General features: G+C 33.7%; 27 protein-coding genes, 2 pseudogenes and 1 riboswitch. Of the genes and pseudogenes, 11 read left to right on the forward strand and 18 right to left on the reverse strand.

The genetic code is table 11. The features are described 5' to 3' along the window. Positions 1–251 precede the first annotated feature (251 nt). On the reverse strand, positions 252–731 hold the full coding sequence (gene rraA, locus DPQ31_RS16295; protein ID WP_000266041.1) for a ribonuclease E activity regulator RraA: 480 nt from the start codon (positions 729–731) through the stop codon (positions 252–254). Between the two features lie 199 nt (positions 732–930). On the opposite strand from rraA, the gene DPQ31_RS16300 reads away from it, so the two are divergent. Further along, positions 931–2361 carry a YfcC family protein gene (locus DPQ31_RS16300; RefSeq protein WP_208730719.1) on the forward strand — a complete coding sequence of 477 codons (1431 nt, stop codon included), beginning with the start codon at positions 931–933 and terminating at the stop codon, positions 2359–2361. 153 nt (positions 2362–2514) lie between these two features. Here DPQ31_RS16300 and DPQ31_RS16305 read toward each other — a convergent pair whose 3' ends face one another. From DPQ31_RS16305 to ybaK, 4 genes are all read right to left on the reverse strand, one after another. Beyond that, complete coding sequence (locus DPQ31_RS16305) at positions 2515–3342, reverse strand: endonuclease I family protein (RefSeq protein WP_208730720.1); 828 nt, start codon at positions 3340–3342, stop codon at positions 2515–2517. Between the two features lie 476 nt (positions 3343–3818). Continuing rightward, a complete protein-coding gene (locus DPQ31_RS16310; protein ID WP_097959882.1) occupies positions 3819–4175 on the reverse strand; it encodes an ATPase in 357 nt (118 codons plus the stop codon). Between the two features lie 215 nt (positions 4176–4390). Continuing rightward, on the reverse strand, positions 4391–5272 hold the full coding sequence (locus DPQ31_RS16315; RefSeq protein ID WP_199631706.1) for a 5'-methylthioadenosine/S-adenosylhomocysteine nucleosidase: 882 nt from the start codon (positions 5270–5272) through the stop codon (positions 4391–4393). Positions 5273–5449: 177 nt separating this feature from the next. After that, positions 5450–5553, reverse strand: a riboswitch (purine riboswitch). 244 nt (positions 5554–5797) lie between these two features. Beyond that, positions 5798–6274, reverse strand: a complete 477-nt coding sequence (gene ybaK, locus DPQ31_RS16320; RefSeq protein ID WP_208730721.1) for a Cys-tRNA(Pro) deacylase — start codon at positions 6272–6274, stop codon at positions 5798–5800. A gap of 345 nt (positions 6275–6619) precedes the next feature. Here ybaK and DPQ31_RS16325 point away from each other — a divergent pair, with 345 nt between their 5' ends. The 3 genes and pseudogenes from DPQ31_RS16325 (at position 6620) to DPQ31_RS16335 (ending at position 9293) form a co-directional block, all read left to right on the forward strand. Then, positions 6620–7897 (forward strand): histidine--tRNA ligase, encoded by a 1278-nt coding sequence (locus tag DPQ31_RS16325; protein ID WP_208730722.1) that lies wholly within the window; start codon positions 6620–6622, stop codon positions 7895–7897. A 161-nt stretch (positions 7898–8058) separates the two neighbouring features. After that, a pseudogene (locus DPQ31_RS16330) lies at positions 8059–8353 on the forward strand (hypothetical protein). 346 nt (positions 8354–8699) lie between these two features. Further along, entirely contained in the window at positions 8700–9293 is a 594-nt protein-coding gene (locus DPQ31_RS16335; protein ID WP_087970374.1) for a hypothetical protein, read from the forward strand. A 244-nt stretch (positions 9294–9537) separates the two neighbouring features. Here DPQ31_RS16335 and DPQ31_RS16340 read toward each other — a convergent pair whose 3' ends face one another. Continuing rightward, positions 9538–9918, reverse strand: coding sequence for a winged helix-turn-helix transcriptional regulator (locus tag DPQ31_RS16340; RefSeq protein WP_098812084.1), 381 nt, complete (start codon positions 9916–9918; stop codon positions 9538–9540). Between the two features lie 128 nt (positions 9919–10046). Between DPQ31_RS16340 and DPQ31_RS16345 the strand changes: the two genes are divergently transcribed. Together DPQ31_RS16345 and DPQ31_RS16350 are read left to right on the forward strand one after the other, a co-directional pair. Continuing rightward, a complete protein-coding gene (locus tag DPQ31_RS16345; protein WP_087970372.1) occupies positions 10047–10727 on the forward strand; it encodes an NAD(P)H-dependent oxidoreductase in 681 nt (226 codons plus the stop codon). Positions 10728–10887: 160 nt separating this feature from the next. Further along, positions 10888–11172 (forward strand): DUF1292 domain-containing protein, encoded by a 285-nt coding sequence (locus tag DPQ31_RS16350; RefSeq protein WP_002039126.1) that lies wholly within the window; start codon positions 10888–10890, stop codon positions 11170–11172. Positions 11173–11245: 73 nt separating this feature from the next. Here the strand turns inward: DPQ31_RS16350 and DPQ31_RS16355 are convergent, their stop codons facing one another. Further along, complete coding sequence (locus DPQ31_RS16355; protein ID WP_087970371.1) at positions 11246–12298, reverse strand: pyruvate kinase; 1053 nt, start codon at positions 12296–12298, stop codon at positions 11246–11248. Between the two features lie 507 nt (positions 12299–12805). Here DPQ31_RS16355 and DPQ31_RS16360 point away from each other — a divergent pair. Together DPQ31_RS16360 and DPQ31_RS16365 are read left to right on the forward strand one after the other, a co-directional pair. Beyond that, entirely contained in the window at positions 12806–13282 is a 477-nt protein-coding gene (locus tag DPQ31_RS16360) for a XoxI protein (RefSeq protein WP_208730724.1), read from the forward strand. 71 nt (positions 13283–13353) lie between these two features. Further along, positions 13354–14289, forward strand: coding sequence for a hypothetical protein (locus DPQ31_RS16365; protein WP_087970370.1), 936 nt, complete (start codon positions 13354–13356; stop codon positions 14287–14289). Positions 14290–14356: 67 nt separating this feature from the next. Here the strand turns inward: DPQ31_RS16365 and DPQ31_RS16370 are convergent, their stop codons facing one another. From DPQ31_RS16370 to DPQ31_RS16390, 5 genes are all read right to left on the reverse strand, one after another. Then, positions 14357–15058: a hypothetical protein gene (locus tag DPQ31_RS16370; RefSeq protein WP_208730725.1), complete on the reverse strand. Its 702-nt coding sequence runs from the start codon at positions 15056–15058 to the stop codon at positions 14357–14359. Between the two features lie 337 nt (positions 15059–15395). Then, complete coding sequence (locus tag DPQ31_RS16375) at positions 15396–16154, reverse strand: SDR family oxidoreductase (protein ID WP_000716978.1); 759 nt, start codon at positions 16152–16154, stop codon at positions 15396–15398. A 56-nt stretch (positions 16155–16210) separates the two neighbouring features. Continuing rightward, the gene (locus DPQ31_RS16380; protein WP_208730726.1) at positions 16211–17869 is read right to left on the reverse strand and encodes a putative ABC transporter permease subunit; all 1659 of its coding nucleotides are present in this window, start codon (positions 17867–17869) and stop codon (positions 16211–16213) included. Then, the gene (locus DPQ31_RS16385) at positions 17862–18587 is read right to left on the reverse strand and encodes an ABC transporter ATP-binding protein (RefSeq protein WP_000570205.1); all 726 of its coding nucleotides are present in this window, start codon (positions 18585–18587) and stop codon (positions 17862–17864) included. The genes DPQ31_RS16380 and DPQ31_RS16385 overlap by 8 nt, the downstream gene beginning before the upstream one ends. An 88-nt stretch (positions 18588–18675) precedes the next feature. Next, positions 18676–18870, reverse strand: coding sequence for a hypothetical protein (locus tag DPQ31_RS16390; protein WP_000958861.1), 195 nt, complete (start codon positions 18868–18870; stop codon positions 18676–18678). A gap of 180 nt (positions 18871–19050) precedes the next feature. Between DPQ31_RS16390 and DPQ31_RS16395 the strand changes: the two genes are divergently transcribed. Further along, a complete protein-coding gene (locus DPQ31_RS16395) occupies positions 19051–19410 on the forward strand; it encodes a DUF3796 domain-containing protein (protein ID WP_087970369.1) in 360 nt (119 codons plus the stop codon). Continuing rightward, a complete protein-coding gene (locus DPQ31_RS16400; protein WP_000896289.1) occupies positions 19398–19598 on the forward strand; it encodes a helix-turn-helix transcriptional regulator in 201 nt (66 codons plus the stop codon). The genes DPQ31_RS16395 and DPQ31_RS16400 overlap by 13 nt, the downstream gene beginning before the upstream one ends. A 79-nt stretch (positions 19599–19677) precedes the next feature. Here the strand turns inward: DPQ31_RS16400 and DPQ31_RS16405 are convergent, their stop codons facing one another. The 6 genes and pseudogenes from DPQ31_RS16405 to DPQ31_RS16430 form a co-directional block, all read right to left on the reverse strand. Further along, positions 19678–20640, reverse strand: a complete 963-nt coding sequence (locus DPQ31_RS16405; protein ID WP_208730727.1) for a tubby C-terminal domain-like protein — start codon at positions 20638–20640, stop codon at positions 19678–19680. A 246-nt stretch (positions 20641–20886) separates the two neighbouring features. Next, positions 20887–21597, reverse strand: coding sequence for a YjjG family noncanonical pyrimidine nucleotidase (locus DPQ31_RS16410; protein WP_000875936.1), 711 nt, complete (start codon positions 21595–21597; stop codon positions 20887–20889). Between the two features lie 48 nt (positions 21598–21645). Next, complete coding sequence (locus DPQ31_RS16415; protein WP_208730728.1) at positions 21646–22590, reverse strand: phosphotransferase family protein; 945 nt, start codon at positions 22588–22590, stop codon at positions 21646–21648. 90 nt (positions 22591–22680) lie between these two features. Continuing rightward, the gene (locus DPQ31_RS16420; RefSeq protein ID WP_098109513.1) at positions 22681–23703 is read right to left on the reverse strand and encodes a tyrosine-protein phosphatase; all 1023 of its coding nucleotides are present in this window, start codon (positions 23701–23703) and stop codon (positions 22681–22683) included. Between the two features lie 90 nt (positions 23704–23793). Further along, positions 23794–24272 (reverse strand): annotated as a pseudogene (locus DPQ31_RS16425) (hypothetical protein); the annotation flags it as partial. 137 nt (positions 24273–24409) lie between these two features. Then, entirely contained in the window at positions 24410–25144 is a 735-nt protein-coding gene (locus DPQ31_RS16430) for a GntR family transcriptional regulator (RefSeq protein WP_000145471.1), read from the reverse strand. A 366-nt stretch (positions 25145–25510) separates the two neighbouring features. Here DPQ31_RS16430 and DPQ31_RS16435 point away from each other — a divergent pair, with 366 nt between their 5' ends. Beyond that, the gene (locus tag DPQ31_RS16435; RefSeq protein WP_208730729.1) at positions 25511–26878 is read left to right on the forward strand and encodes an MFS transporter; all 1368 of its coding nucleotides are present in this window, start codon (positions 25511–25513) and stop codon (positions 26876–26878) included. Positions 26879–26884 lie beyond the last annotated feature (6 nt).

Raw genomic sequence — 26884 nt, forward strand, 5'->3', positions numbered from 1 at the left:
CAAACTGTGCAACACCTCCTACCCGCATCATTCGCGGCTATATTTGTATAGGAAAAATAATTTTGTTCATGAACGTATCATTGTGATAACATTCACTTTTTTAGGCACGACTTACTTCCATTTAAGTTATCGTAAAACGATAAACCTATACATTCTGTTAATTTTAAATTTCTGTATTATTTTACTATTGACAAAGAATTTTGTCCATGCTTTATCGGATTTATTTTCTAAGAATAGTAACTTACTAACCTTTAACGACGCAAACTTTTTTCACTAATAATGACGCCATCTTCATCCACATAAACATAATCATTTGGCTTCCATTCTACTTGTCCAAATTGCAATGAAATATTTCGTTCTCCTTTCCCTTCTTTTACACTTCTATTTGGCATCGTCCCTAACGCTAAAATACCAATATTAATATTCTTTAGTTCACTAGAATCACGAACATATCCATTTACAATAATTCCTGCCAGCTTTCTTTCCTCTGCAATAGCTGCCAAATTATCACCGAGTAACGCACAATTCGTAGACGCTCCACCATCAACAACTAATACCGTTCCTTCCGGTAATGTTTGTAATCCTTCCTTCACTAGTACATTATCATCCTTCACTTTCACCGTTGCAATTTTCCCGTGGAATTGTTCTTTCTTCCCAAAAGATCGAAAAGACTGGCGACATATTTGTAGCTCCTTTTCAAACTCATCACATAGATCCGTAGTTTTCCACATCTTTTTCCCTCTTTTCCTTTTACTTTCTATTTAACATATTCTTGGATTATTTTCGTTTCCCTGTCTAATGTTGCAATAATTTGTATGTGCAGGAAAGGACAGAAAAACTATTGCCTTAAGAAGCCACCTTTATTATAATCTATTTCACAGATAAATTTCAGAATATTAAAAATTAACCAAGTGAAAAAGGAGGGATTTTATGCAATTACAAACTGAGATAAAAAAACAACCTAGTAAACGAAAGTTTAAAATGCCTGACGCGTACGTACTACTATTTTTTATTGCCTTACTTTGTGCCATAGCTACTTATTTCGTTCCTGCTGGAGAATTTAAAAGAGTAACAAACGGGACTGTTACAACGACAATACCAGGAAGTTACCATTCTGTTCCGCAATCACCGGTAGGGTTTGTTTCTTTTTTTACCGCTATTGAAAAAGGAATGACACTTGCTGCTCCTATCATCTTCTTAATTTTATTTACAGGTGGTGCCATTGCCATTCTTGAAAAAGCAGGTGCTCTTGACGGTTTAATCTATCATGTGATTAACAAATTTCGGAATCAGCAATTACTTTTCATTTGTATTGTCGCCGCACTCTTTTCTCTTCTCGGAACGACTGGCATTATCGTTAACTCAGTTATCGGCTTTATCCCCATCGGCATCATCGTTGCACGCACATTGAAATGGGACGCTATCGTTGGCGTAGCAATTATTTATTTAGGCACTTATGCTGGTTTTAATGCTACTATATTATCTCCCTCACCTTTAGGCATTTCACAAAAAATCGCAGAACTTCCGATGTTTTCAGGGATTGGGTTACGTACAGCAATCTATATCTCTTTTTTAATTGCTACCATTTTGTATATTAATTGGTATATAAAACGTTTAAAAAAATCGAATAAAGGAAGCATACTCGGCGATAACTGGTTTCCAAGTAATGCTCTTTCAAGAGAGAGAGAAATAGAGAAAACTGAAGTTCCTTGGACAATACGTCACAAATTAATTTTACTCGTCTCAGCTTTATCATTAATTGTATTTTTAATAGGGGCTTTTCGACTACATTGGACAGATGCAGAAATGACCGCTACTTTTATTTTCATCGCAATTACAGCAGGAATAATAGGCGGTATGAAAGCGAACGATATCGCTTCTACTTTTCTAGCAGGCTGCCAAAATCTCATATACGGTGCTTTGATCGTCGGAATGGCTCGCTCTATTTCAGTCATTCTAGAACAAGGCAAATTACTTGATACAATTGTTAATCAACTCGCACAGTCTCTCGAAGGATATAGCCCTGTATTTGGCGTTATCGGTATGTATGTAAGTAGTGCCGCATTACATTTCCTCATTTCATCCGGGACAGGAGAATCTGTTATTTTCATTCCGATATTAGCTCCATTAGCTGATTTCATGCACATTACACGCCAAGTTACAGTACAAGCTGTTATGCTCGGCGAAGGTGTAGTGAACTGCTTAAATCCAACTTCCGGTGTTTTAATGGGCGTTCTCGCAGCTAGCGGCATTTCTTACGGAAAATGGATTCGATTTATGGCTCCTCTTGCATTCATTTGGTTTATCATTGGACTTATTTTTCTTATTATTGGAGTGAATATTGAGTGGGGACCGTACTAAAAGGTTTACAATATACTTAACTTGATGATACAAAAACATCTATTCTATTTTCCTCTCCAATCCTATGAAAATTATTGATTCTAGTATAGATGTAAGAAGGGATTGATCATTATGATCAATCCCTTCTTACAAAATATAATACCTTTACAAATCTTAGTTCCAAATTTTATTTACCCATTCCGGATGATCAATAAAAGGATTGCGATTATGTTGATATTTTGTAAAAATTATTTCATTACGCTTTCGCTCTAAATCATCGACCGGATCTTGTTCATTCCATTTTAGTAATACAGAGAGTTTCCCCATGTACGGATCTTTATTGTTATTCACCTTTTCATTTAGTTCCAAATCTATTTCACCTCTATCCCCTTCGTAACGAACAGCCATGTAAAACAGCATTCTAGCGATGTCTCCTTTTACGCTATCACGAGGTTCCCAAGAATCACTATCATATTTACATTCTGTCGCTTCCAAATGATTCACACCACCATTATCAAAATCCAGATTTCCACGTGAACTATTTACAGATACATCCGTCGCTCTTAAATGATGCAGATCTGTTCCAGGTCCTGCAGCCGTTCCAAAATCACCATGAGATTTTGCCCAAACATGCTCTCGGTTCCAGTTATTAACTCCTGAACCATTCGTAAGTTTCCCTTGCGAACGCCCAGTATATAAGAGTATTACATTGTTTTTATTATTTGGATCTTCATCCGTATCTCTTAGCGCTTCCCAAACCGCACTGTATGATAACTTTGTATGATCATCAATAATATTATGAAGTTCCTTCTTTAGTTCCAAACCCGTTTTTCCTATTGCATTATTATAATATGTATCGTCATAGCTTTTTACAGTCATCTCTTGTGGTGATACAGAAGCTACTTCACCATGTATAGTATCTGTGAATGATAGAGATGCAGAACCTAAAATAAAGAATGAAGATAGTGTAACCATAGCAAGCTTTGTATTTCGAAACTTCATATACCCATTTCCCCTTTAAAATATAATTTGAAGTCATTTACTAAAAATGTTCTCCCTAAAACTACGAAAACGTTTAAAACTCCATTCCCCTTCTCTTTTTATTTAATACAAAACCCTATTCAGTCTGTATCATTTCCATACTTTTGGTTTATCTACTTTTCAAACAAATTCACTTTTCACAAGGAATATCCTTCCCTAGTAAAGATTATTAAACTATTCTTTACAATTAAAAAGTAGTTTAATGTTAACTTATAAATTTCAATTTTTTTATGCAATTATGCATATTTAATAAATTTTTCAAAGAAAACCGTGCAATAAAACAGATAGAGTCTAGGACAGCAATCGTACAAATCGAGATGATAGCTCGGCTCTTCCTTTTTCCATAACTGTCTTTATTTTTTGTGTAAAACTCTTCTTTCTCTGAAAAATAAGTACAAAAATAGATTGGATACCATGTAGGCACCAATCTATTTTTATTAAAGAAACTGTGTTAATTCTGCATTGATAACACGTTGTGCAGTAATGATAACACTTTCAGCTGTTATTCCATAAACACTATATAGTCCACCAGGTTGATTAGGAACAATTTGAACTTCATATTCTAATGCTTGTCCAAAAGCAGGATGAACTAAACTTAGAGTTTCAATAGTAGAAGCATTAGAATTCACATTGAAATTCACCTGTTCAATTAATACTATTGAACCGTCAAGTCTAAAAACTCTAGCTACTCCAGTAAGCGGGCCAGCAGTACGGTTAAGGATTTTCACCCTAACTCTATTTGCATTAGCAGGTTGATTTCCCAAGTTTTCAATAGGACCTGTAGTAAAAGCCATTTTACATTCACCTCCATTATATTATTACGATATTCAATGTTATATATTAACGCTATAAACTAATTACTCAATTTTTTCTAAATAAAAAAGCTCATTTCTTATATTTTTCAATAAGAAACAAGCTTTTCTTTTTCAACTATCATTCCTAAGGTAAATCTATCTGTCTCGGAAACTTTTGGAGCTAATTGACATTTATGTTGAGCATACAACTACTTCTATTTATTTGGCATCGAAGCTATATACTTTTTAACTACTTCATATACATATTCTTGATTTGCCGCTGCTGTATTTGGATTGTATTTTCCGCCGTTTGTTTTATTGTTAGATAATACTCTAATTCCTAAAAATGGTACGTCATAAGCTTTTGCGATTTGCGCTGCAGCAGCGCCTTCCATTTCTTCTACAGATGTACCGTATTTTGTATGGAACCACTTAATTCTATCAACTTCATTATTCCAAACGTCTGCTGAACCTATCGTACCCTCAACCACTTTACCTTTTGTATATGTATCTTTCACTGCATTAGCTGCTGCAAGTAAATCCTTATCTCCCTCGTAGTATCGGATTTTCTCAGCATTTGGATCTTCTCCTGCACTTCCTTCAGAAGCCATTAAATCCATAGATATCCATTTTGTTGGCTCAATCCCTTGATTCTCATCCATATTTGTGGTTTTTAATGAACCTATATTTGCAACTTGTTTTCCTAACACAATATCAAATACGTTTAAATTAGGATCATGGCCACCCGATGTTCCTTGGTTAATAATCGCTATAGGCTTATATTTTTCAATAGCCACTGCTGTAGCGGCTGCTGTATTTTCCATTCCTTTACCTGTTTTCGCAACGATTACAGGATAATTGTCGACAGTTCCTTTATAAAATACAAATGTTCCAGACTTTTCTTCTTTCACATTTTTTAACCTTTTCGCAAATTTTTCTGCTTCTATCGGCATTGGACCTTGAATTAAGATAGGCTTTTCGTTGCTTTTTGCCTCAACAACTTGTTTTGGACTCGCATTACATCCCGCAAGTATTGAGGATGACAATGCAATAGTAGTTACTAGGGCAGCACATTTTTGTAACATATTGTTCTTCATAAATAATCTCTCCTCTTTCTCTTGTTGTTTCATATACTCGATGTTTTCGCCCAAAGAAAAAAGTTCTAGAAATTGTAGAAGAATCTCTACTTTCTAGAACTACGATAGTCAAAGTTAATGAAGCAAAAGACGAGGTCAATGCTACATTATAGAACGGTAGCGGCTCCATACACAAACCGACCGAATACTTTAACCCGTAGTCCAGTTCTTTCATTGGGAACTAGGTAGAAACGCTCGGACCATATTACCGAGTATATACGAGTGATGTTATTCAAAATTATTATATGGATAATATAACAAACTATTAGTGTAGACGCAATATAAATATGAACATTATTTTATTTAATCATAAAAATGTTCGCCTTTAAAGTGTTTTATACTAAAAAATCTTTTTTTTGATGTTTTATACCGTAAAAAACATAATTCGTATAATTAATTAGATCATCCTACAACAACCGTTAAGAAACATCTATCTAAAATAAAAAGAAGTTCCATAATATTTAGAACTTCTTCCCCTATGTATATTTACTTCGTTATCTCACCAAACTGCGCTCTCGTTACTTTCGCCAAATCTTCCACTTTCAGCTCAATTTGTATACCAATTTTTCCGCCGCTTACAATGATCGTTTCAAGCGATTGAGCACTTTCATCGATACATGTAGAAAATAACTTCTTCATTCCGACTGGTGAACAACCGCCGCGAATATACCCTGACACTTTCGTAATATCTTTTACTGGAATCATTTCAATTTTCTTTTCACCAACTGCTTTTGCCGCTGCTTTTAAATTCAGTTCCTCATCTACCGGAATGATAAACACATGATAATTTTTACTATTCCCTTGAGCGACTAAGGTTTTATATACTTCTCTTACTTCTCGTCCAATTTTCTCGGCTACTGACACGCCATCAATTTTCCCATCGTCTGGATCATATGACATCATCGAATATTCAATTTTTTCTTTATCTAATATTCGCATCGCATTCGTTTTATCTTTTTTCATGTGCTTCTCCTTAAAAGGTTATTTCATATTATTAAGTTTTCTTTTATTATACACCCTTTTCCATTTCTCCTACATAACTTCACGCATTTTTCAAAACTGAAAATATTGATATTTCAAAAATCATCTGATATAATTTGGAAAAACTTATGTTAAGGAGAGATTTGTAATGCGAAATTTTAATACTTCTTTCCAACTTCATCATCATACGTAACGCCGTGTATCCGAAGAAAATTTTTTCTTCGTGGGTACAGGGCTTTTCCTGTTTACCCACGAAGCGTTCATAAAGCTATGTGGGTATTTTTATACCCGCATAGCTTTTTTTAATTTAAAAAAGGAGTGATTACAGTGGAAATGAAAAATGTAAAAGGAACAAAGGACTATTTACCAGAGGAGCAAGTGCTGCGAAATAAAATTAAAAGAGCGTGTGAAGATACGTTTGAACGTTATGGCTGTAAACCGTTAGAGACACCTACGTTAAATATGTATGAACTTATGTCTTACAAGTATGGCGGTGGTGATGAAATTTTAAAGGAAATATATACACTTCAAGATCAAGGAAAACGTGAGCTTGCTTTACGTTACGATTTAACAATTCCATTCGCAAAAGTCGTGGCGATGAATCCAAATATTCGTCTACCTTTTAAACGGTATGAAATTGGGAAAGTATTTCGAGATGGTCCGATTAAACAAGGGAGATTTCGTGAGTTTATACAATGCGACGTTGATATAGTCGGTGTTGAGTCTGTCATGGCAGAAGCTGAACTTATGAGCATGGCGTTTGAACTGTTCCGAACGTTAAACTTAGAAGTAACGATCCAATATAATAACCGAAAATTATTAAACGGTATTCTTCAGGCGATTAACATCCCTACTGAATTAATGAGTGACGTAATATTATCATTAGACAAAATTGAAAAGATTGGGATTGATGGTGTACGGAAAGATATATTGGGGCGCGGAATTACTGAAGAAATGGCTGATACGATATGTAATACCGTATTATCTTGTCTAAAGCTTACAATTGCTGACTTTAAAGAAGCTTTCAATAATCAACTCGTTACCGATGGAATAAACGAATTACAACAATTACAGCAATATTTAATTGCTCTTGGAATAAACGAGAATGCTATATTCAATCCGTTTCTAGCACGAGGACTCACAATGTACACAGGTACCGTATATGAAATCTTTCTAAAAGACGGCTCGATTACATCCAGCATCGGTAGTGGTGGTCGTTACGATAATATTATCGGAGCATTCCGTGGTGATAATATGAATTATCCAACAGTCGGTATTTCATTCGGTTTAGACGTTATTTATACAGCACTCTCACAAAAAGAAACAAAATCCTCTACAGCGAACTTATTTATTATCCCACTCGGGACAGAATTACAATGCTTGCAAATTGCCCAGCAATTACGATCCACTACTTCATTGAAAATTGAACTTGAACTAGCAGGACGCAAACTAAAACGCGCCCTTAATTATGCCAATAAAGAGAACATCCCTTATGTACTTATTATTGGTGAAGAGGAACTTAGTGCAGAAACCGTTATGCTAAGAAATATGAAAGAAGGTAGTGAGGTGAAGGTTCCTCTTGCTTCTTTAAGTAATTATTTATAATAAAAACCACCCTCGTTTGGGTGGTTTTTCTATTTTATAGATAACCTATAATTAGTTTACATAAAATGATTATAATCTACTCAAAACTACAAATATATAATATCCAATTACCTATTATTTTTAGTAATATATAGATATAGATTGTTTTAGGAGGATTTACTTTGAAAACCTACATCCAAGCACTAAAGTGGACTACAGGAATCTCTCACCTTTTATTACTTCCTTGTTATTATTTATTTCCAAGTCTTGTTAACCAATATGAGATACCTTTACTACTTCACTACTTTTTTATTAGCTAAAAAAGAAGGCATGGATACGTACGTTCATTATATCGGTATTATCACTACTCTAGTTGCCTTTCATCCTTATATAGCAATCATTCTACATATTATAGCAGCAATCTTCCTTTTATTAGACGCTACTTCCACTACTAAAAATGAAGTTTTTAACTCATAGTAGGATAAATCGAAATTTTTATTACCGATGGTGTTGTCTATATTAGCACACACCAAAGTCTTTTTCACAAGTAGCACGCCTCCCGCTAACTCCTTTGCTTCAGTAAAGTTTTGAGGTGAATCGGCAAAGAGCAAAATCAGTAGCACACTCTAGCCTTATTGCTAATATCCAAAAAGGATTTACTTTTTAAGTAGATCCTTTTTTAATAGAAAAGCGAATTCCTTACTTTGGATTAATGAAAGAATATTCCGATTTTTTTTTATAAAATTCTAAATATTTACAATAAACTCAAATTAACATACATTTTAGTTACACAAAAAAATCTAAGTTTAAAGGAGATGGATTCATGCTTAAAAAGTTGGTAGTAGGTGCAATGTTAGCTGCTTCATCATTAACTGTAGGATTGGGATCAGTATTAGCTAGTACCGAAAAGGATTATACGATTGCCTCTTTCGAATATGTAACTGTAGATGAAAAGGCTGTAGATTCGTTTCACAAATTGGGTGCTCCATCAAAGGAAGACGTAAAAATAACTTTAGTTCTACCGAAACAAAATCAAAATGGAGACTGGTTATCTTATGGATTTTCGAACAAAGAAAGTTTAGAGTCTTTTATTGAAAAAGATAAACAAAGGTTGAATCATACAATCACTCCCCTTGGTGTTGGAGGGAGCGGACCTGGTAGTACAGACTTCTATAAACGTACAGGTAGCGAGTATTTTTCTCTAAGTAGCGGTTATAAAAACTTGTCTGCTAGTTGGCAAAATCAAATTGTTTCTGTACGTACAGCAGCTCCTACTGCTAGCTATTCAACAACGCTATGGGAACGTACTTCAACTGAAGGATATGGAAAAGGTGTTTTTTTTAGACACGCTGATTGGTATGGTAAAACTGCAAACTTGAGTGACTTTGCAACTTCAGCAGTTGAAGTTAAAAAGTAAAAAACATAGAAATAAAGTGAAACTTTAATCAGTGGGGGTTTTGTTCATCCCCCACTGATTATTAGCCTTCACCAATCGGGCTTTTACGGGCAGCCCGATCCCCACCTAACTTCTTTGCTTCCACTGAATTTTGAGGTGGAGGGCTTACTGCCCGTTAATGCGGGATAAAAGGTGTTTCCACATATGGAAACACCTTTTATTTCTACAACTATTTCACATATCTCTCCTATATCCATTTCAACTCTTAACTTTTATTTTGTGTATTTCTACTTTCCAAAACTTTCTCCATATTATGAGTTGCCCATTCCATCATTAATAGAATCATTGGACGAAGTGATTCACCAAGCTCAGTTAACGAATATTCTACTTTTGGAGGTACTTCGCGGTACACTTCGCGATGTATGATGCCATCTGCTTCAAGTTCTCTAAGCTGCAGTGTTAACATTCTTTGTGTGATATTAGGTTTTAATTTTTTTAATTCATTAAACCTCTTTGTACCATCTAATAAATGATACAAAATAACCCCTTTCCATTTCCCTCCAATGACCTCAACCATCGCTTCCACTGGACAAGAATATTTATTTAAAAATGGGTAATTTATATTATTTTCGTTTGAACAATCCATAATAAATCCCTTCCCTTAACATTAGTATCTTTTTTGATACTATACCACATAAATGTGCGTACTTGTTTCCATGTTACTTTAAAAATATAATTTACTTACAAAATAAATTAATGAAAAGAGGAACTTTTATGACAAATACAAACCAAATGACAAAAGAAAAAATTATGGAGGCTTTTCATTTCAGACATGCATGTAAAGCGTTCGATCCTATGCAACAAATTTCAGAAGAGGATTTTAATTTCATTTTAGAAACAGGCAGATTATCTCCTTCTTCTTTTGGATATGAACCTTGGAAATTTGTTATCGTACAAAATAAAGAAGTAAGAGAAAAACTACAACCATATTCATGGGGTGCTGGTGGGCAACTTGCAACAGCAAGTCACTTTGTCATTGTTCTTTCAAGAAACATTAAAGATATGCATTATGATGCAGATTATATTAAATATATGATGAACGATATTATTGGATTACCTGAAGACACTCAAAAAATTAGATATGAATTCTTCAAAAAGTTCCAGGAATCAGATTTTAACTTATTACAATCCGACCGTGCTGTATTTGATTGGGCATCAAAACAATCTTATATCGCTTTAGGTAATATGATGACGAGTGCAGCTCAAATTGGTATTGACTCTTGTCCAATAGAAGGATTTGATAAAGAGAAAGTAGATTCTTTACTTCGTCAAGAAGGCATTGTAAAAGACGATAATTTTGAAGTATCCGTTATGGCTGCCTTTGGTTACCGTAAAGAAGAGCCAAAGCGTGATAAAACAAGACAGACTATGGATACAATTGTTGAATGGATTTAGTAATATAGCACTCAAAAAATATTCCTCCTTATTGCTGGATACTCATACTAAAGAAGTAGAATTTGATTTTTCTTATGTATGAAATTGATTTTTCATGGAAAGATATGTTAGTATGTATGCAGTTTGAACGCTCTATTTTTTAGAGTCGAACAGGAGGAGAATGAATATGTCTGATATTGAAGTTGGCGAAGTGTTTACTCTTAGTGATGAGAATAACGAGGATCAGGAAGTAGAAGTACTTGGAGCGATGGATGTCGAAGGCGCAGAATATATTGCAGTTGCCTTCGTAGAAGACATTCAAACAGAAACTGAGGAAGACATTGATATCTTCTTTTTAAAAGTAGAAGAAGATAATGAGTTTTCATACATTGAAAATGATGAAGAGTTTGATAAAGTATCGGCTGCTTTTGATAAGATTTTGGATGAGCAAGAAGAGCAAGAGTAATATTCGTTAAAAACTCGAGGGGGATGCATATCCGCCCTCTTTTTTTTATTCATCACTTACCAAGCTACATGTATTAAAGAGACTTATGCAGCCATTCCAGTACATCTTTCATCGCAAAAGGACCATCTTTTTTAACGTGCTCCGCAAATTCCGAAACGAGACGTAGTGTTCTCACACTTTCGATTGGATGCTCTCCTGATGCACTTTCAGCAGAAAGCATCACTGCATTCGTCCCGTCTAGTACAGCTTGAAAAACATCGGTGACCTCTGCCCTTGTAGGAATAGAATGATCTACCATAGATTGAAGCATTTGTGTTGCTGTAATAACATATGTATTCGTTCGATTACATTCACGAATCATCATTTTTTGTAAAAGCGGAATAATTTGATACGGCAATTCCACTCCTAAATCCCCCCTTGCAATCATAATTCCATCTGCTTCTTTACATATATCTTGAAAATTCTCGATTGCTTCCATCGTTTCTATTTTTGCAATTAAACTTGGGGACGTTTCTTTATGCTCTTGTATAAAATTTCGTATTTCCTTTATATGACTAGGTTTTCGTACGAAAGAACACGCGATAAAATTAACATCCTCTTCTAAAAGAAATTGAATGTCTTTTTTATCTTTCTCTGTAATAGCCGGTAAACTAACTGTCGCACCTGGTAAATTCACCCCCTTATGAGATGAGATATTACCACCTGTTTTGATCTTTGTTTCTATTTTTTCCTTACTTACCTTTTCAACAATTAATTCAACCTCTCCATCATTAATCAAAATTCTACTGTCTACTTTCACATCATTCGCAATACCTACATAATCCACACTTGCTTCTGTATTACTCCCTATGACTGGTTGCGTATGTAAAAGAAAAGAATCCCCGGCCTTAAGTGTAATTTGATCTTCCTTCATTTCACCTAATCTTATTTTAGGACCTTGCACATCACCTAAAATTTTAATAGAGTCATCTAAAGATTTCACTAAACGAATGATGTCTTTATGACTTTCATGCGTGCCATGTGATAAATTTAGCCGAACAATTTTCATACCATTCTTTATTAACTGCACTAACGTTTCTTTATTATTACTTGCTGGTCCTATTGTACACACTCGATCAATTGTCATTCTTGCCACCATCCTTTTTCAGATAGGTTTCCCACAAAAATTTAAAAATAACATAGGGAATACAATAACAGCTTTAAACTTTACAAACGAAGTAATCCTACATACAAACGTAGAATTGCTTCGTACATGATTGATTTATACCGTGTTTCGTTTTTACCGTTAATACTCTCCTTTACTATCTTTTCTTTTTCCGCCGCTACAATTAATGAATACATAATCCGATTGTTTTGTATTACATTCTTCTAACTCTCTTTCATTACCACCCTACTTTTCATTCATGTGCTCTTCTATAAGTGTAAATCTACATTTACATGAATTTCATATTGGTAACCCTATTTCCATGTTCGCTAAGCAGTTAAAGCTATATTCAAATTATTAAAATGAAGATATGTTAAATCAAAAGTAAAAGAAAAGTTAAGTATCGGATAGGTTGTTGAGAGTTTCGAATTTTTCGTATATTGTATGAGTTGAGTTCGAACTCAAAAATTAAAAAAGGTGGGAAAATTAGTGAATATGAAAAAATCTTTAGCGGTGACAACTTTAGGGTTAGCGGTTTTAGGTTTTGGTTTTACTAATAACGCAAGTGCCTCAGAGGTGGGTGCTGCAGACAAGCAGCTTGTTTTAGTTGACTTTGATACAATTCAATCAGCAAAAACATCCAATGTTTCTAGTTTGACTGTTGCAGCTGCACCTAAGAATGATTCTAACATTAGCGTCTATACTCCCTTTTTTGGTAACCCATATGCAGTTGCTAAATCGAAATCAACTACGACCGAAGACTATATTTATGCAAAAGCAAGGACTTTCAATGGCGATGGCTCATTAGTGAATACGAAAAGTAATAATGCAAAAAAATCATCTTATGTAAGTGCTACAGCGACCAACACAAGCGTTTATTATGGAGATGATTACGCTATTGGTAATCATACCTATAAATTAAATGGTTATAATGATGTGAATCACGAAACAAAAGCTTCCTGGTAAGAAAGAGAAAAAAGATATGCATCTTGCATATCTTTTTTCTCTTATATTTTAAATATATTGAGGTGTTATTTATGAAAAATATATATATCATTATCGTTTTTTTACTTATTTCTTTCTTTACAATGTATGTTTTGTTCCATGCTTCAATTATACAACCTTATACACCTTCCAAAGAAAATAAGAGAGAGAAACAAACCAATACTATTTCATACGGCTTGAAGGATAATCAAGGCCAACATATTAACAACGGTAGTGAAATTACTAGTGAGAATAATACAATTAACGTATCGTTATCCTTTATACATAATATTGACGAAGACCGAAAGTATGGATTAATTGTTCTAGAAGATTACGTACAAAAACCTTTTAAAATAGAAAATACTATAAATGAACTATCACACTACTCTTTCGATATGAAACCAAATAGTTCGATTACTACGAAAATCTCTTTACACACTTCTCCTAACGCAAGCGAATTAGCCTTTTTAATTATTAAAAAACCTGAATATAAGTTAAAAGATAATGACTTACATAAAGCGTCTATACTAGAAGAGATTTTAAGTATGCGATATTCAATACATCATCCTCATAAAGAAAGTGAAACATTAAAGTCTACCCCTATACAGCCAAATACTATTTTAAAAGATGGTCTTTATGAGCCATTATTTGTTACGAGCAATGAAGAGAAATTACAAACGGTATTTTCTGAAAAGGAAGGTGAAACATTAACTCTATCTAACGGAAATGAAACAAAAGATGAAATACCTTATGCAATCGTGGCCTTTAAAGATTGGGAACAAGTTGAATTATTCCATAATAAAAACGTCGCTTATACTACAGTGGCACCAGAAACGAGACAAACTTTTACTTTCACACTACCTACAGTGGAACAGGAAAGTAATTTTCAACTAGTCGCATTCCCATTTCCCTATAAAGTTAGTGAAGATCATTATGTCAGTCAACAAGCATACGGTTCATTTCGTATCGTAATTGAAAATAAAAAATAAATATGTTCCCACTTTATACAATTACAACAACGTAAAAAGCCTACTCACACAAGTAGGCTTTTTCATACTACGATAACTTCGTCAATAACTGATTTAAATCTTTTTTCGTTTTCGACGTTAACGACTTCATTTTCGTAATATCGATCTTTTCTTTTTCCGCGCCTACAATTAACGGATACATACTTTGACCGATTGTTTTAGAATCCGTCGGATGTGATGCTTCTAACTCTTTTTCAATGACATCCCACTTCTCATTAATTTGTTTTCCAAGTTTATTCACTGTTTCTAATTTAGGGTTAGTAGCTAATTGCTTGTCTAAGCTTTCAATTAATGTAACGACTTCTTTTACGTTCGTTTTCACAGCAACACTTTTCTTCGGATCTTTAGTAGTCTTTCCACTTGTCGTTTGGTCTGTCGTTTTCCCGCTAGTAGTTTGATCGGTTGCTTTGCCACTTGTAGTTTGCTCATTCGTTTTTCCTGTCGTTTCTTTTTCTTTTGTCGTTTTGCCGTTATTTTCTGTTCCAGATGATTCTTTTGTATTTTTTGCATCCTTATCTGTTTTTTCATTTGAAGAAGTATTTGTTTCTTTTTCAGTATCTTTCGTTGTTTTTGACGCTTCATCTGTACTTGTCGTTTTTGTTTCTCCTTCATTTTGTGCTGTTACTTGCTCTTTCTTTTCTGCCTCTTTATCTGCTGATGGACTACAAGCTGCCATAGTAAGCATTGTACCAATTGTTATCGATGCGATAGCGACCTTTTTCATTTTCATATAAATCCCCCTATGTTTACTTAATTTATCCTCCCCTTTACGATTCTATTTCCCCTTAAAAAATCCCTTTTCATACGAATCACCATCTTTCCGACAGTAATCTTCATAATAATACGTACAAAAACTGATAAACCGATTTGAATATTCGAGTTTCTTCTACTTCATTTTTCCTCTCTGCTGTAAAAGAAAAAGAGTATATTGTCACATCAAGAATTACTATCCTCATATGACAATATACTCTCCTATCAAATTTTTCTCTTTCTTGACATTTTATTTATACAAAAAAATATAAATATCTTAATTTTTTTGTTTCTCAACGATTGTTAACATAATATTTTTATGAGAAACCACCATTCGAATGAATGACTTGCCCAGTAATCCATTTCGCTTCTTCACTTACTAAAAAAGATATTAGGCGCGCAGCATCCAATGATTCTCCAACTCTACCTTGCGGGAATTTCCATACTAAATAATGTTCTAATTCCTCTGTAATCCACCCCGTATTCGTCGGTCCTGGATCAACGGCATTAACGGTAATCCCCTTCTCCATCGCAACTGGTGCTACTGATTTTGTAAATGCTTCAATTGCTCCTTTCGTTGCCACATATGCTAGTTCATCTGGCATTGGATCTAATGACTGCCCTGAAGTAAGATTAATAATACTTCCACTCTTCTTGTATGCATAATGTTTTATAAATAATGAACTTAATAACATAGTTGCCCGAACATTCACTGTATAATGTTTATCTAACTGTTCTACATTTAATTCCTCAATTCTTGTATGAGTAGCATACGCTGCATTATTAATTAAAATAGATGGATCACCTAATCGTTCTGATACCATATAAAACAAACGATTTGGTGAATAAGACTGTGATAAATTGATTTCTGCCATTTCACATCGAACACCGTAACTTTCAATCTCCTTCTTCAACAAAAAGGGCTCTTGATCATTCATTCCCCATGGCATCGCTTTATCATACTGAGACCAGTATGTGAAAAAAATGTCTATCCCTTTTTGAGCAAGCACCTTGCATACAGCTGCACCAATTCCATTCAAACGAGTTGCCCCTGTTACAATTGCTATTTTCTTCACCTTTTCTCCTCCATCTATGGATAAATCCCCTGCACGAATACAGAGGATCTACCTTCTTAATTAATATTTGACAATATACGTTCTGCACCTAATTTTAAAATTTTAATAAAGATATAATTTACAATCGTAAACATTGCAAATAAAACGATAAACATAACCCAAAGTCCGACTTGAAGGAAGAAGTATAATACACTTACTCCGGCTACAATAATTAAAGCTATTAAAATATTAGCTAAAAAATTCCACAAAGTTGTATATCGACTTTTAAATAATTTCTGCTCTGTATCCCAATGAATATCTGCAGTTTGTGCGTCCCAGCGTGTTCCAATTAAATGAATTAATAACAACCCGTTCGCACTTAGTAAAAACCACAGTATCATGAAGACTGGAGAAATTCCAGCTACAACTGCCATCGTAATACCAAATACTGCTAAAATAATCACATTAATTAACCAAGCAGTGATCGCTTTCGCAAAAAAGATATCCGAAGCTTTTACTGGTAAATATCGATTCACAAACCATGAGCTTCCATCACGTGAAAATGACGTCGTTGCAATGACGTTACTACCCATCAAAAATAACGATGCACAAAGACCAACACCGATTGCAAACCCCGTTGTCTCTGGATTGTTAATATACTCTGTAATAAACTCTAAATTCCCATCTTGTACAAATAAAATAAAGAACAACATAATCGGCATAACGAAAGTTTGTACGATACAATTTAAGAAAAATTGTGGTGTACGGAATAACGTTTTAAATTCTTTTTTCACATACGCTTTCAAATGTGAACTTTGTACGGTTGATTTCTGTAAACCTTCTGCTGAAATGACCTCTTTTTTTGCTGTACTCGTTGAAAGTCCAATAACCCCTTTTAAATATGTACGCTCTGCAATGTAATAAAACAACACAAAGAAGACAAATGAAATAAGGGCAAAGATCATTACATATAAAGGTCCCTTCCAATTTGCACTTTCTACTAATGCCACTGCTCCAAAATATGTAGTTGGAAAATAATTTGTCATTTGTACTATAAGAGAAGATTGATTATTTACAAGATATTCCGCAGCCCCGTCTCCAGAAAACGCACTTTTATTTCTCCACTGCATAAATACGTTAATTCCTACAATAAATAGTATACTTACGATTCCAATAAATATATTTCCTCGATCTTTATTTTTTGCTATATTTGTATACCTCATGATTACTGTCATCAGTAACGAAGCTAATACTAACGGCACGATTGGGAAAAGTAAGTAAATAAAAATCATATATATGTAATATGTAATAAATGCGCCACTTTTTAAACCGTACGTAATGAAGATGGGTAATAAAATGAATGAACTCATTACGTATTGTGTAATTAATACCGTTAAAAATTTTGCCGAAATAATTTGCGCTGGTTTTAATGGTAACGGCAATAACATTTCAATATCATTGCTGTAGTAAAATACAGTTAAAATGTTCGTAATACTCATTAAAAATACCCATATACTCGCAATCGCAAGTCCCATTGCGATAATCATTCCTGGGTCTTGCCCTAATTGTTTCATACCTTCATACATTCCGTGCGTCATCGAACCAAATATTAAAAAACCAACAAATAAAATAGCTGCAAATGAAAATACATATGCCCATCGCTTCTTCTTATCTGTTATGAAATCTGCATAATTTAATTTCAATAATACTTTCGTTAACGTCCAAATTTTACTCATTGCCCGTCATCTCCAAGAACATTTTTTCAAGTGATTCATTGGATTTAAAATGATCTCTCATTTCATTTAAATTTCCTTTAAACTGCAAATTCCCCTTATTAATAATAGCAACCCGGTCACATATTTTTTCCGCTACTTCTAATACGTGTGTAGAGAAAAATACAATCTTTCCTTTATCCGCATGCTCTCTCATCATTTCTTTTAAAATATAGGCAGATTTCGGATCAAGCCCTGTTAACGGTTCATCTAAAATCCATACATCTGGCTCATGCACGAGCACACCAATAATAACAATCTTTTGTCTCATACCGTGTGAATAACTTTGAATTTGATCAGATAAAGCATTATAAAGGTCAAATTTCTTCGCTAAAGACTCTATTCGTTCTTGGCGTACTTCTTTCGGCACTTCATACATATCTGCCATAAAGTTTAAATATTCAATTCCCTTTAATCGTAAAAACATATCTGGGCTATCAGGAACATAACCAAACGTCTTCTTCGCTTCCATCGGCTCTTCCATAATATTTTTGCCGTTAATCGTAATAGTCCCTTTGTCCACCCCATGAATACCAGTAATCATCTTAATTGTCGTTGATTTACCAGCACCATTCGGTCCTAAAAACCCAAAGATTTCTCCGCTAGGCACAGATAAACTTAAATCTTTTACTGCATAGGTAGACCCATTATAACTTTTTGACACATTCGTAATTTCAATCATTACATCCAATCCTTTCCTTAATTACCAAATAACTATATTGATATTATAGCATACTTCTATTTTGAGATTTTTACATTTTTCAGTTTATTTAACCTTTAAAATAAATGTACACCCCTAATCCAACAATTAAAACGACGGCTAATATAATATAAATCATCGTAAGACGTTTAATATTTCCTTTTGTCGCTTTACTATAATTCGCATCACCATTTCTCCCAATTAACACCGTCGCAATTACAGTAATCACTACAAGTAATACAACAATCATGATCCAAGTTAGCATTCCTTCCTCCCCTTCCTTACAATCATTTTACAATATTATCCTCTTTATTTCGCAGTATATTTCCTCTTTTTACTATTATTATGAAAAGAATTGGAAAACTATTATTACCATACATTTCTATACGTGATATATTTATAACATAATGTGATTTATTTCTAACATGATAAGGAGGATATATTTATGAAAACAACTTGGATTAAATATTTAGGATTTCTCGGTTTCTTCGGTTTTCTCGGATTTTTTTATGAAAAAGGATTTTTTACTATGTTCTGTTTCTTCTCCTTCTTCACATCGTATAGAACGGTTCAACACGATGAACTGTTTGAACAAATTGTCAATAAATCGTGCCGCAATGCATTTATCGTTACATTACTAACTACCACTATCATTCTGTTTATTGAAATGTTATTTCCAAACCCTACTTTACAAGAGATTGATATTGCTGTTATTTTCGCTACACTTATTCTTACGTTCGGTTTCTCTATGTTCTTTTACGATAAACCAGTTGATGAAATGGAAGATGTACCATGGCGTTCGTAACGAAAATAAAAGAATACCGCGCCAAGCTACATATGACACAAGAAGATTTAGCAAAGAGCGTTGGTGTACGCCGTGAAACAATTAGCCATCTTGAAAAAGGAAAGTACAATCCTTCCTTACAACTTGCTCACGATATAGCGAGAGCACTTCATAGTAAGATTGATGAGATTTTTATTTTTGAGGATTGATTAAAGGCATCCTGTCACCAGAATCACATAAAAAAATACCATCATTCTTTCCAAAAAGAATGACGGTATTTCTCATTGATTATCCATATAAAACTGCATGAAATACGCCTAACAGTAAGTATTGATCCTCTATATAATCATCATCATACACATTCATCTCGATGTAATACATATCTTCCTCAAGACGAATATTCCAATCTGCGATTACATAGCCCTTTCGTAATAACTTTCCAAGCCCAATTGAAGTTTTGTGAACAACATATTCTTCTCTCTTATATGTAAAGGTAAATAAGAAATTTGCGTCTAATAACTTTCCGTCACATACAAGTATTTCATGCTCTGCATCATTATTATCTTTGTACGTTACTAAAATCTTTCTTTGGCGCTGCCTACTTACATCCTTTGCAATGACGCGAATATTATCCTTACTATCCTTTATTTCATAAATGATATTACTACCGATTTTTGGAATGAAGTCTAGTACTCTCATCAACTTATTTTTATAGTAGCCCCGTACTACGCCTACTTGTTTGCTTTCATTATAAACTTCTATTGATATCGTATCCGCTTTACTATCACACGGTCGTTTGTAAGAAAGCTGCATCATTCGCTCTCCTCTTAAGTACTGATCAAACGTCACAGGATATTCTATCGCACGCAGTTTTTTATTTAGCTCATATAAATAACGCCCAACGCTCTCTATTAATGCTGTAGTAGATATACGTTCCTGAAGTTCAAATTGTTGCCAACTGGAATAAATTCTCCACTGATTTTCCTCTTCATAGGAAAAACCAAGAGTTATCTCATCACGGTCAGCCGTTTCATAATTCATATGTACGTTCTGCCCGTATTGAACTTGTTCCATCCACTGTCCTAAATAAATGCCGAGCTCTGCAACCTTCATGCATGACTTTTGAAAAAGTACTCTTTCACTCGCGCAAATCGTTACATCTCCTTCGATAAAACCCTTTGAATAAGCATCATACCGTGACTCATCCTTCTGCGGGAGACTTTTGTCTAACTCAAATAAAAACGTTAACATCCTTTATTCACCTCTAGTTGTTACACTAATCATACATGACATCGCATTACTCTGAGAAACTATTTATATACGTATATTTAATTCACGCATTATAACACGTGAATGACCTTGTATAGTAGCGCTATTTTTTATTCTATATCTTAGTATATGAACTTATATGAGCGATTTTTCTAATATATCTATCGTAACTTACAATATATCAACGATTTTTTCAATATATCGATTTTTCGACAAATATCAGCACAATTAAAATGAAGCTACCTTTTCTTCCGCCACTTCCCCAATTTCTAAAATTTGTAGCAGACTCTCCACTTCATAAGTCGGCTTAACACCTGTCATATTTTCTTTCAAACTCGGATTATACCAACACGTATCAATGCCGTAATCTTCTCCGCCTTTCATATCAGAAGTTAGCGAATCTCCAACCATTAGTACACTTGATTTATCCGTAATCCCAAACTTTTCAAACGCATAATCAAAAATCTCACGTGCTGGTTTTTGATGCCCCACTTCTTCAGAAATAATAATATGTTCAAAGAAGTTACGTAAAGGCGAATTTCCAATTCTCGATTGTTGCACCTTCGTATATCCATTCGTAATAATACCTAGCTTGCAATCTTGTAGATTTTCACATAATTGCACTGCACCTTCAATAAGATGTACTTCTTTCCCTAAGTTTTCAAGGTATACATCACTAAATTGCTGCGCATCTACTTCTATATGATGAAGCGCAAATAATTGTCTAAATCGATCTACCGCTAATTCACTTAGCGTAATCATTTTATTCTCTAAATCTCTCCATAACCCATTACTAATCTCTTTATAACTTGCAAGATAATCATTATACCCTGTAGGCATGCCAAACTGTACAAACGCGTTATGTAATGCGTTTCTTTCCGTTTCAGGGAAATCTAATAATGTATCGTCTACGTCGAATAATATAACTTTGTATTTCATGATGTTCTCCTCAATTCCTATTTTCAAAACTTCATTTTCATAGCTTCATTATAAACTTATATATATTTCATTATAAAGTGCTTTGACTCGCTCTTTATAGAATACACCTTTATCCTTTATTTTCAAATGTGCTATAAATAAATTTGCTAGCATGACCGCTGTATCTAGTCTATAAAATAAATTAACAATATGAGGGGTAGCATTAAAGATACTATCATTCTTATATCCATCTTTAAATTCATCCCAACTAACCTCATTTGTTTCAGCTATTCTCATAAGCTCCAATAACGGATGACCAATTAAAGCGTTATCCCAATCAACTATTGCTTTAACTTCTCCATTATACCCAATTAAATTGGCTGGTCGAATGTCCATATGTAATAAACACTTTACATGATTAGCTGTACTAAGAATATGTTCAATTGTTTGTGCATCTGGAAGTTTAATACCACAATTCGTAATTGTATTAAAACCTTCTACTCGTTTCACAATGCGTTCCGCTATATACTTACTAATTGGCTCTTTAATATTCTGCTCGTAATGTAAACCTTCAATTGGCATACTATGAAGCTTGCTGACTAACTTCCCTATTTCGTATGCCGAAATTGGCATATGATCCGTAGCCACATAATCCGATATTAAAAAATCAAGTTCGGCAGAAAGATGCAATCTGTGTATACTTGGTACTGGAATACTTTTTGAATGACAATACTTAGAAAGCTCTGCTTCCTTTTGCAACGAAATCCGACTATTAAATAAATCTTCATTTATATTTTCTACTTCTCTTTCCCACGGCACTCGAAATGCTAAAGGTCCCTTTCCTGAATCTCCGCGAAAAACAATATTTTGCACTCCCGTTCCAATCACCTTTAAATCCTGCACAGCTAATTCCTTATATTCTTGACTTAATATTGTTGTTAAACTTTCCCTTAACTCCTCTGCTTTTAAACGTGTATGGATCATTTTATCCCCCGATTCGTAAGTTCTTTTCATCCATTTTCTCCTCGGTGCACAACATCCTCATAAACAAAATTATAGCAACAATAATAAAAGGAGGCTAATCCAAATCAGCCTCCCTTCTTCTTATTTTTCTTCTAACAATAATACTTTCATTTCCTCTAACGACTCTTTCGTAAAGCCAAGAGCTTTTTCAGCGTATACTTCAACTGATCCGTATTGCTTATGGATTCCATCAATCGCAGCTTGTAAATATTCGGCGCGTGCTTCAAACATTGCACCTAATATCGCTCTACTCTCATCGTTTTGTAGTTTTGCACCTAAAAAGGCCATCATTTTTTCATTTAATTTTTCACGGAAACCGTTACTTAGTAAATAATCTTCCATTACTGTTTTTTCTGGCACACCTAATAGAAGTAGTAATAATGCTGATCCAAATCCAGTACGGTCTTTTCCAGCTGTACAGTGGTTTACTAATGGTAAGTTTTCCGGATTTTGTGCAAGTTGTAAGAAGCTCACGAACGCCTCGTTACCACTTACAAAATCTTGGTTCATTTTCACAAGATATTCACCTGGTTTCCCCAACAGAGAAAGGTCACCAACTTGGAAAAACTCATTTATATTTAAGTCTTTCGCCAAGTCTTGCATAACTGGTAAGCATACTTGACGAGCACCTGTAATCTCTGGATTTGGCTTATGCTTCACTTCAAAGTCTGTACGATAATCACAGATTAACTTTAATCCAGATTTCTGTAAATACGCAATATCCCACTCTGTTAGTCCCGCTAATTCTTCAGAACGGTACAATTTGCCCCATTTTACTTTACGGCCTTCAGTCGTTTCATATCCTCCCATATCACGGAAGTTAAACGCTCCTTGTAGTGGCAATCTACGCTCAGCTACTGTCACTGCTTGTCCATTATTTCCTACTAGTCTAAAATATGGGCGTTCATTTTCACTCGGGTTTTCAATAGTGCATGATGATTCCCCGTTTACAGTTACAAGTAATTCTCCATTTTCTTCAATATAATCTGGTGAAGTACTCCAATAAATGCGTACTTCTTCTATATTATTTTCCCACTTTATATGTAACATATTATCTTCATTTCGTTCTACAGTTGCTTGTAGCCAATTTTCTTGCTGCTCCATTCTTTCACCAACGCTTTCTTCGTATAGTCTAATCCTTCTCTATTGTATTATAGGAAAACATACTTTGTCGTTTCGATTTTTCTTTTTATCTTACAAACACGCAAAAAGTTCTTTTATTTGTTCATAATTTATACACGGATTCCCTCGAAATACGTATGCGATTTGTTCATTACCTAAACCTTCATATATATATAACTGTTCCGCGATCTGGATGCGAATAAAACTCTAACCCATTTATTATCTGTTTAAGGTAATAATTCATTTTCCATGAAGAAACAGGATAGTACACTTTGTTTTTATGTCTACAAACCCAAAGTGCATATAGTTGATTATCTTCGTCCCAGTATACATACTGCGTTTCGTAATTTCCGAAACCAACCGATTCAAGCGTCCAACTTAGCTTTTTATGAATTGGCAAATTTACATAGGATACGTCTTCTGGAGCATTCCACTCCCGACATCTTCCTATATCGCCCATTTCACCTTTTCGCTTAAAAACTTAATAAGTAAAATGGTGTATGTAATATCGTTTTCGCCAAATCCATATTTATCGGCTGTAACCTAAATATCGGATGTTGTACAAAACATTATTTGTTTTATATTAAGTTTCTCTTCCTCTTTCGTCGGTAGTTTCATCACTTAATTGAAATTTTATTACATACATCTGACTGATGAATAATAAAATTTTCAACCTCACATAAGCATTTTATTTGTTTATTCGATTAATTTTAATCGAACTATATTCGGTTGGAATATAAAACTTATTTTGAACTACCACATTTCCCATTAAGTCATACATACTTTCAACTAATAACACGAATAAATTATTATTTGAATGAAGTTCATAGTCCGAAGAAGAAGGAACCAATTTTGTGAATTTTATTTCTATTGTTGATGAATGTACTAACTTATAAATATCTTCTTCAAGTATTTTTAGTAGGCTTTGTTGATCGTTAAGATTCATTTGGTAATTAGAAGCTGTTTCACTTGGAAATATGGTAAAAGCAAGTGCCACTATTCTATTTTTACATTTGTACCATCTGTTAAATCCAATAATCACTGCTACATCGCGATTGAAAATTTTTTTAATATAATCATAATCATCTGCAAAATCAACTTGAAAATAAGCATCGATATCATCAATAGCTTCTGTACAGCATTGAAAAACAATATTATCTATTTTTTCTAATCCAATACTTTTTATATCTACATTTTGTTTTATAAAATTTCCTTGTCCATGTATCGTTTCGATATAACCGTCCTCTTGTAATAAGCTCAGTGCCTGTCTTAAGGTCATTCTACTCACATTCATCATCTTAGATAGTTGTGCTTCAGTAGGCAGCTTACTTCCAATCGGATAGACTCCCTCATTAATTAGTTTTAGTAATTTATCATAAATCTCTACATAAAGAGGTAATTTTTTTTTATTTTCACCTGTCATTAACAACACTCCCTATAAATATTATATCGTGTTATAAATTAATCGCAATTCTTGTCTGAACTTGGAATAGTGAAATATGGTTACTATTGTTTTAAATCGAGTATTTAAAGCGTAACAAGCTGAAAAATGTTGTGAATGTTTTAAAATTGTTGTTGATTAATTTTTTGTATTAAAATATAATTCAAGTAAAATAAATTATACCACAACATATACCACTATACTTAATGGTATAAAAACTCTTACAAAAGAAGGTGATTAAGAGAATTAGAAAAACTAGTAGTTCTATCTCTTTTTTGAAAACGGATACATTTTAAGACAGGAATTTAAAACGTACAAACTTTTTGATTTGTGAAAGGGGTAAGAATAATGCAACATAGTGGAAACGTAAAAAAAGTAATGCCAATGATTATGGTGATTTTTTTATCTTCAGCAACTTTAATTCAAGCATTTATGATTATCTCGCCTCAACTAGCAATAGATTTTAATTTACCAGAATCTACAATTAGCATCCAAGTATCAATTGCTATGCTAGTGATGGGGGTTGCATCAATGATATACGCAACCTTGTCAGACCCTATTAGTATTAGGAAGTTAATTATTTTTGGTGTACTTATCTTGTGTATTGGTAGTGTACTAGGGTTTGCTTTTAGTCATTCATTTATTATGGTTGTAATTTCAAGAGCTTTACAAACTTTTGGTGGAACTAGTGCTTCAGCATTATTGATCATAATAGCTACAAAATACTTGGATGAGAAAACTCAGGTGAAATATTATGGTTATAATACAGCGTGTGTACAAGCATCAATGGCCCTAGGAGTTTTATGTGGTGGTTTTCTCTCGACATATGTTAGTTGGAGGTTTTTGTTTCTATTACCGCTCATAACTTTGATTTTAGTTCCGTCTTTGCTTAAAAATTTACCAGAGGACTCAAAGAAAACTGAACGAAAATTAGATATAGCTGGTATAAGTTTAATAAGTTTAATTACAATTTTATTAACCTTGTACTTTAATAACTTAAATATAATACTACTTTTATTGTCGCTGTTTAGTATAGTATTGTTTGTTTTTTATATCATGAAAAACAAGAATGCATTTATTACAATTGATTTCTTTCAAAATAAAAAATATTTGTTGGCAATTTTACTTGTATTCTTAACTTTCGGTTCCCAAGCAGCTTTTTCTTTTGTATTTGGTTTTTTAGCTCAAAGTATTTATCAAGTGAATCTTGGTACAGTTTCATTAATTATGCTTCCTTCATTTGTAGTCGGGACCATAATTGGGGGGATAAGTGGAAAAATAACGATTCAATTAGGAGTACCTAAAACGCTAATGATTGCAATCGGTCTAATGGGAGCCTCTTTATTAATTGGAGCAGTTTTGATCGATACTAATATAACGGTACTAGCCCTTGTGATTTGTTTATTTTCGGGAGCGATGGGCCTATTATATACACCATTTATGAAAATTGTTGTTAGTGCCCTTCCAATAGAAAAAGTGGGAACTGGGTTAGGTTTCTTTAATCTAAGCATATCGATCGCTTCTACTATCTGGATTGCTATTACTGGAAAATTATTATCGGTAGGTTTTTTACACAAAACAAATTTATTTGGATTTGAAACATCGAGTGCACCGTTGTATAGCAATATTCTTTTAATCTATGTTGTGCTAATCACGATAGGATTAGGTTTATATTATATAAATAAAAATACTCTTTCTTTTAAAGAAAATGACTAAGGAGAA

It is taken from the genome of Bacillus sp. COPE52 (genome assembly GCF_003355115.1).
Taxonomy (GTDB): Bacteria; Bacillota; Bacilli; order Bacillales; family Bacillaceae_G; genus Bacillus_A; species Bacillus_A toyonensis.

What these genes read in the sequence shown, in the direction of transcription:
- rraA (WP_000266041.1), bottom strand. Translation starts at nt 731, where the DNA reads ATGTGGAAAACTACGGATCTATGTGATGAGTTTGAAAAGGAGCTACAA.
- DPQ31_RS16300 (WP_208730719.1), top strand. Translation starts at nt 931, where the DNA reads ATGCAATTACAAACTGAGATAAAAAAACAACCTAGTAAACGAAAGTTT.
- DPQ31_RS16305 (WP_208730720.1), bottom strand. Translation starts at nt 3,342, where the DNA reads ATGAAGTTTCGAAATACAAAGCTTGCTATGGTTACACTATCTTCATTC.
- DPQ31_RS16310 (WP_097959882.1), bottom strand. Translation starts at nt 4,175, where the DNA reads ATGGCTTTTACTACAGGTCCTATTGAAAACTTGGGAAATCAACCTGCT.
- DPQ31_RS16315 (WP_199631706.1), bottom strand. Translation starts at nt 5,272, where the DNA reads ATGAAGAACAATATGTTACAAAAATGTGCTGCCCTAGTAACTACTATT.
- ybaK (WP_208730721.1), bottom strand. Translation starts at nt 6,274, where the DNA reads ATGAAAAAAGATAAAACGAATGCGATGCGAATATTAGATAAAGAAAAA.
- DPQ31_RS16335 (WP_087970374.1), top strand. Translation starts at nt 8,700, where the DNA reads ATGCTTAAAAAGTTGGTAGTAGGTGCAATGTTAGCTGCTTCATCATTA.
- DPQ31_RS16340 (WP_098812084.1), bottom strand. Translation starts at nt 9,918, where the DNA reads ATGGATTGTTCAAACGAAAATAATATAAATTACCCATTTTTAAATAAA.
- DPQ31_RS16345 (WP_087970372.1), top strand. Translation starts at nt 10,047, where the DNA reads ATGACAAATACAAACCAAATGACAAAAGAAAAAATTATGGAGGCTTTT.
- DPQ31_RS16350 (WP_002039126.1), top strand. Translation starts at nt 10,888, where the DNA reads ATGAATATGTCTGATATTGAAGTTGGCGAAGTGTTTACTCTTAGTGAT.
- DPQ31_RS16355 (WP_087970371.1), bottom strand. Translation starts at nt 12,298, where the DNA reads ATGACAATTGATCGAGTGTGTACAATAGGACCAGCAAGTAATAATAAA.
- DPQ31_RS16365 (WP_087970370.1), top strand. Translation starts at nt 13,354, where the DNA reads ATGAAAAATATATATATCATTATCGTTTTTTTACTTATTTCTTTCTTT.
- DPQ31_RS16370 (WP_208730725.1), bottom strand. Translation starts at nt 15,058, where the DNA reads ATGAAAATGAAAAAGGTCGCTATCGCATCGATAACAATTGGTACAATG.
- DPQ31_RS16380 (WP_208730726.1), bottom strand. Translation starts at nt 17,869, where the DNA reads ATGAGTAAAATTTGGACGTTAACGAAAGTATTATTGAAATTAAATTAT.
- DPQ31_RS16385 (WP_000570205.1), bottom strand. Translation starts at nt 18,587, where the DNA reads ATGATTGAAATTACGAATGTGTCAAAAAGTTATAATGGGTCTACCTAT.
- DPQ31_RS16390 (WP_000958861.1), bottom strand. Translation starts at nt 18,870, where the DNA reads ATGCTAACTTGGATCATGATTGTTGTATTACTTGTAGTGATTACTGTA.
- DPQ31_RS16395 (WP_087970369.1), top strand. Translation starts at nt 19,051, where the DNA reads ATGAAAACAACTTGGATTAAATATTTAGGATTTCTCGGTTTCTTCGGT.
- DPQ31_RS16400 (WP_000896289.1), top strand. Translation starts at nt 19,398, where the DNA reads ATGGCGTTCGTAACGAAAATAAAAGAATACCGCGCCAAGCTACATATG.
- DPQ31_RS16405 (WP_208730727.1), bottom strand. Translation starts at nt 20,640, where the DNA reads ATGTTAACGTTTTTATTTGAGTTAGACAAAAGTCTCCCGCAGAAGGAT.
- DPQ31_RS16410 (WP_000875936.1), bottom strand. Translation starts at nt 21,597, where the DNA reads ATGAAATACAAAGTTATATTATTCGACGTAGACGATACATTATTAGAT.
- DPQ31_RS16415 (WP_208730728.1), bottom strand. Translation starts at nt 22,590, where the DNA reads ATGAAAAGAACTTACGAATCGGGGGATAAAATGATCCATACACGTTTA.
- DPQ31_RS16420 (WP_098109513.1), bottom strand. Translation starts at nt 23,703, where the DNA reads ATGGAGCAGCAAGAAAATTGGCTACAAGCAACTGTAGAACGAAATGAA.
- DPQ31_RS16430 (WP_000145471.1), bottom strand. Translation starts at nt 25,144, where the DNA reads ATGACAGGTGAAAATAAAAAAAAATTACCTCTTTATGTAGAGATTTAT.
- DPQ31_RS16435 (WP_208730729.1), top strand. Translation starts at nt 25,511, where the DNA reads ATGCAACATAGTGGAAACGTAAAAAAAGTAATGCCAATGATTATGGTG.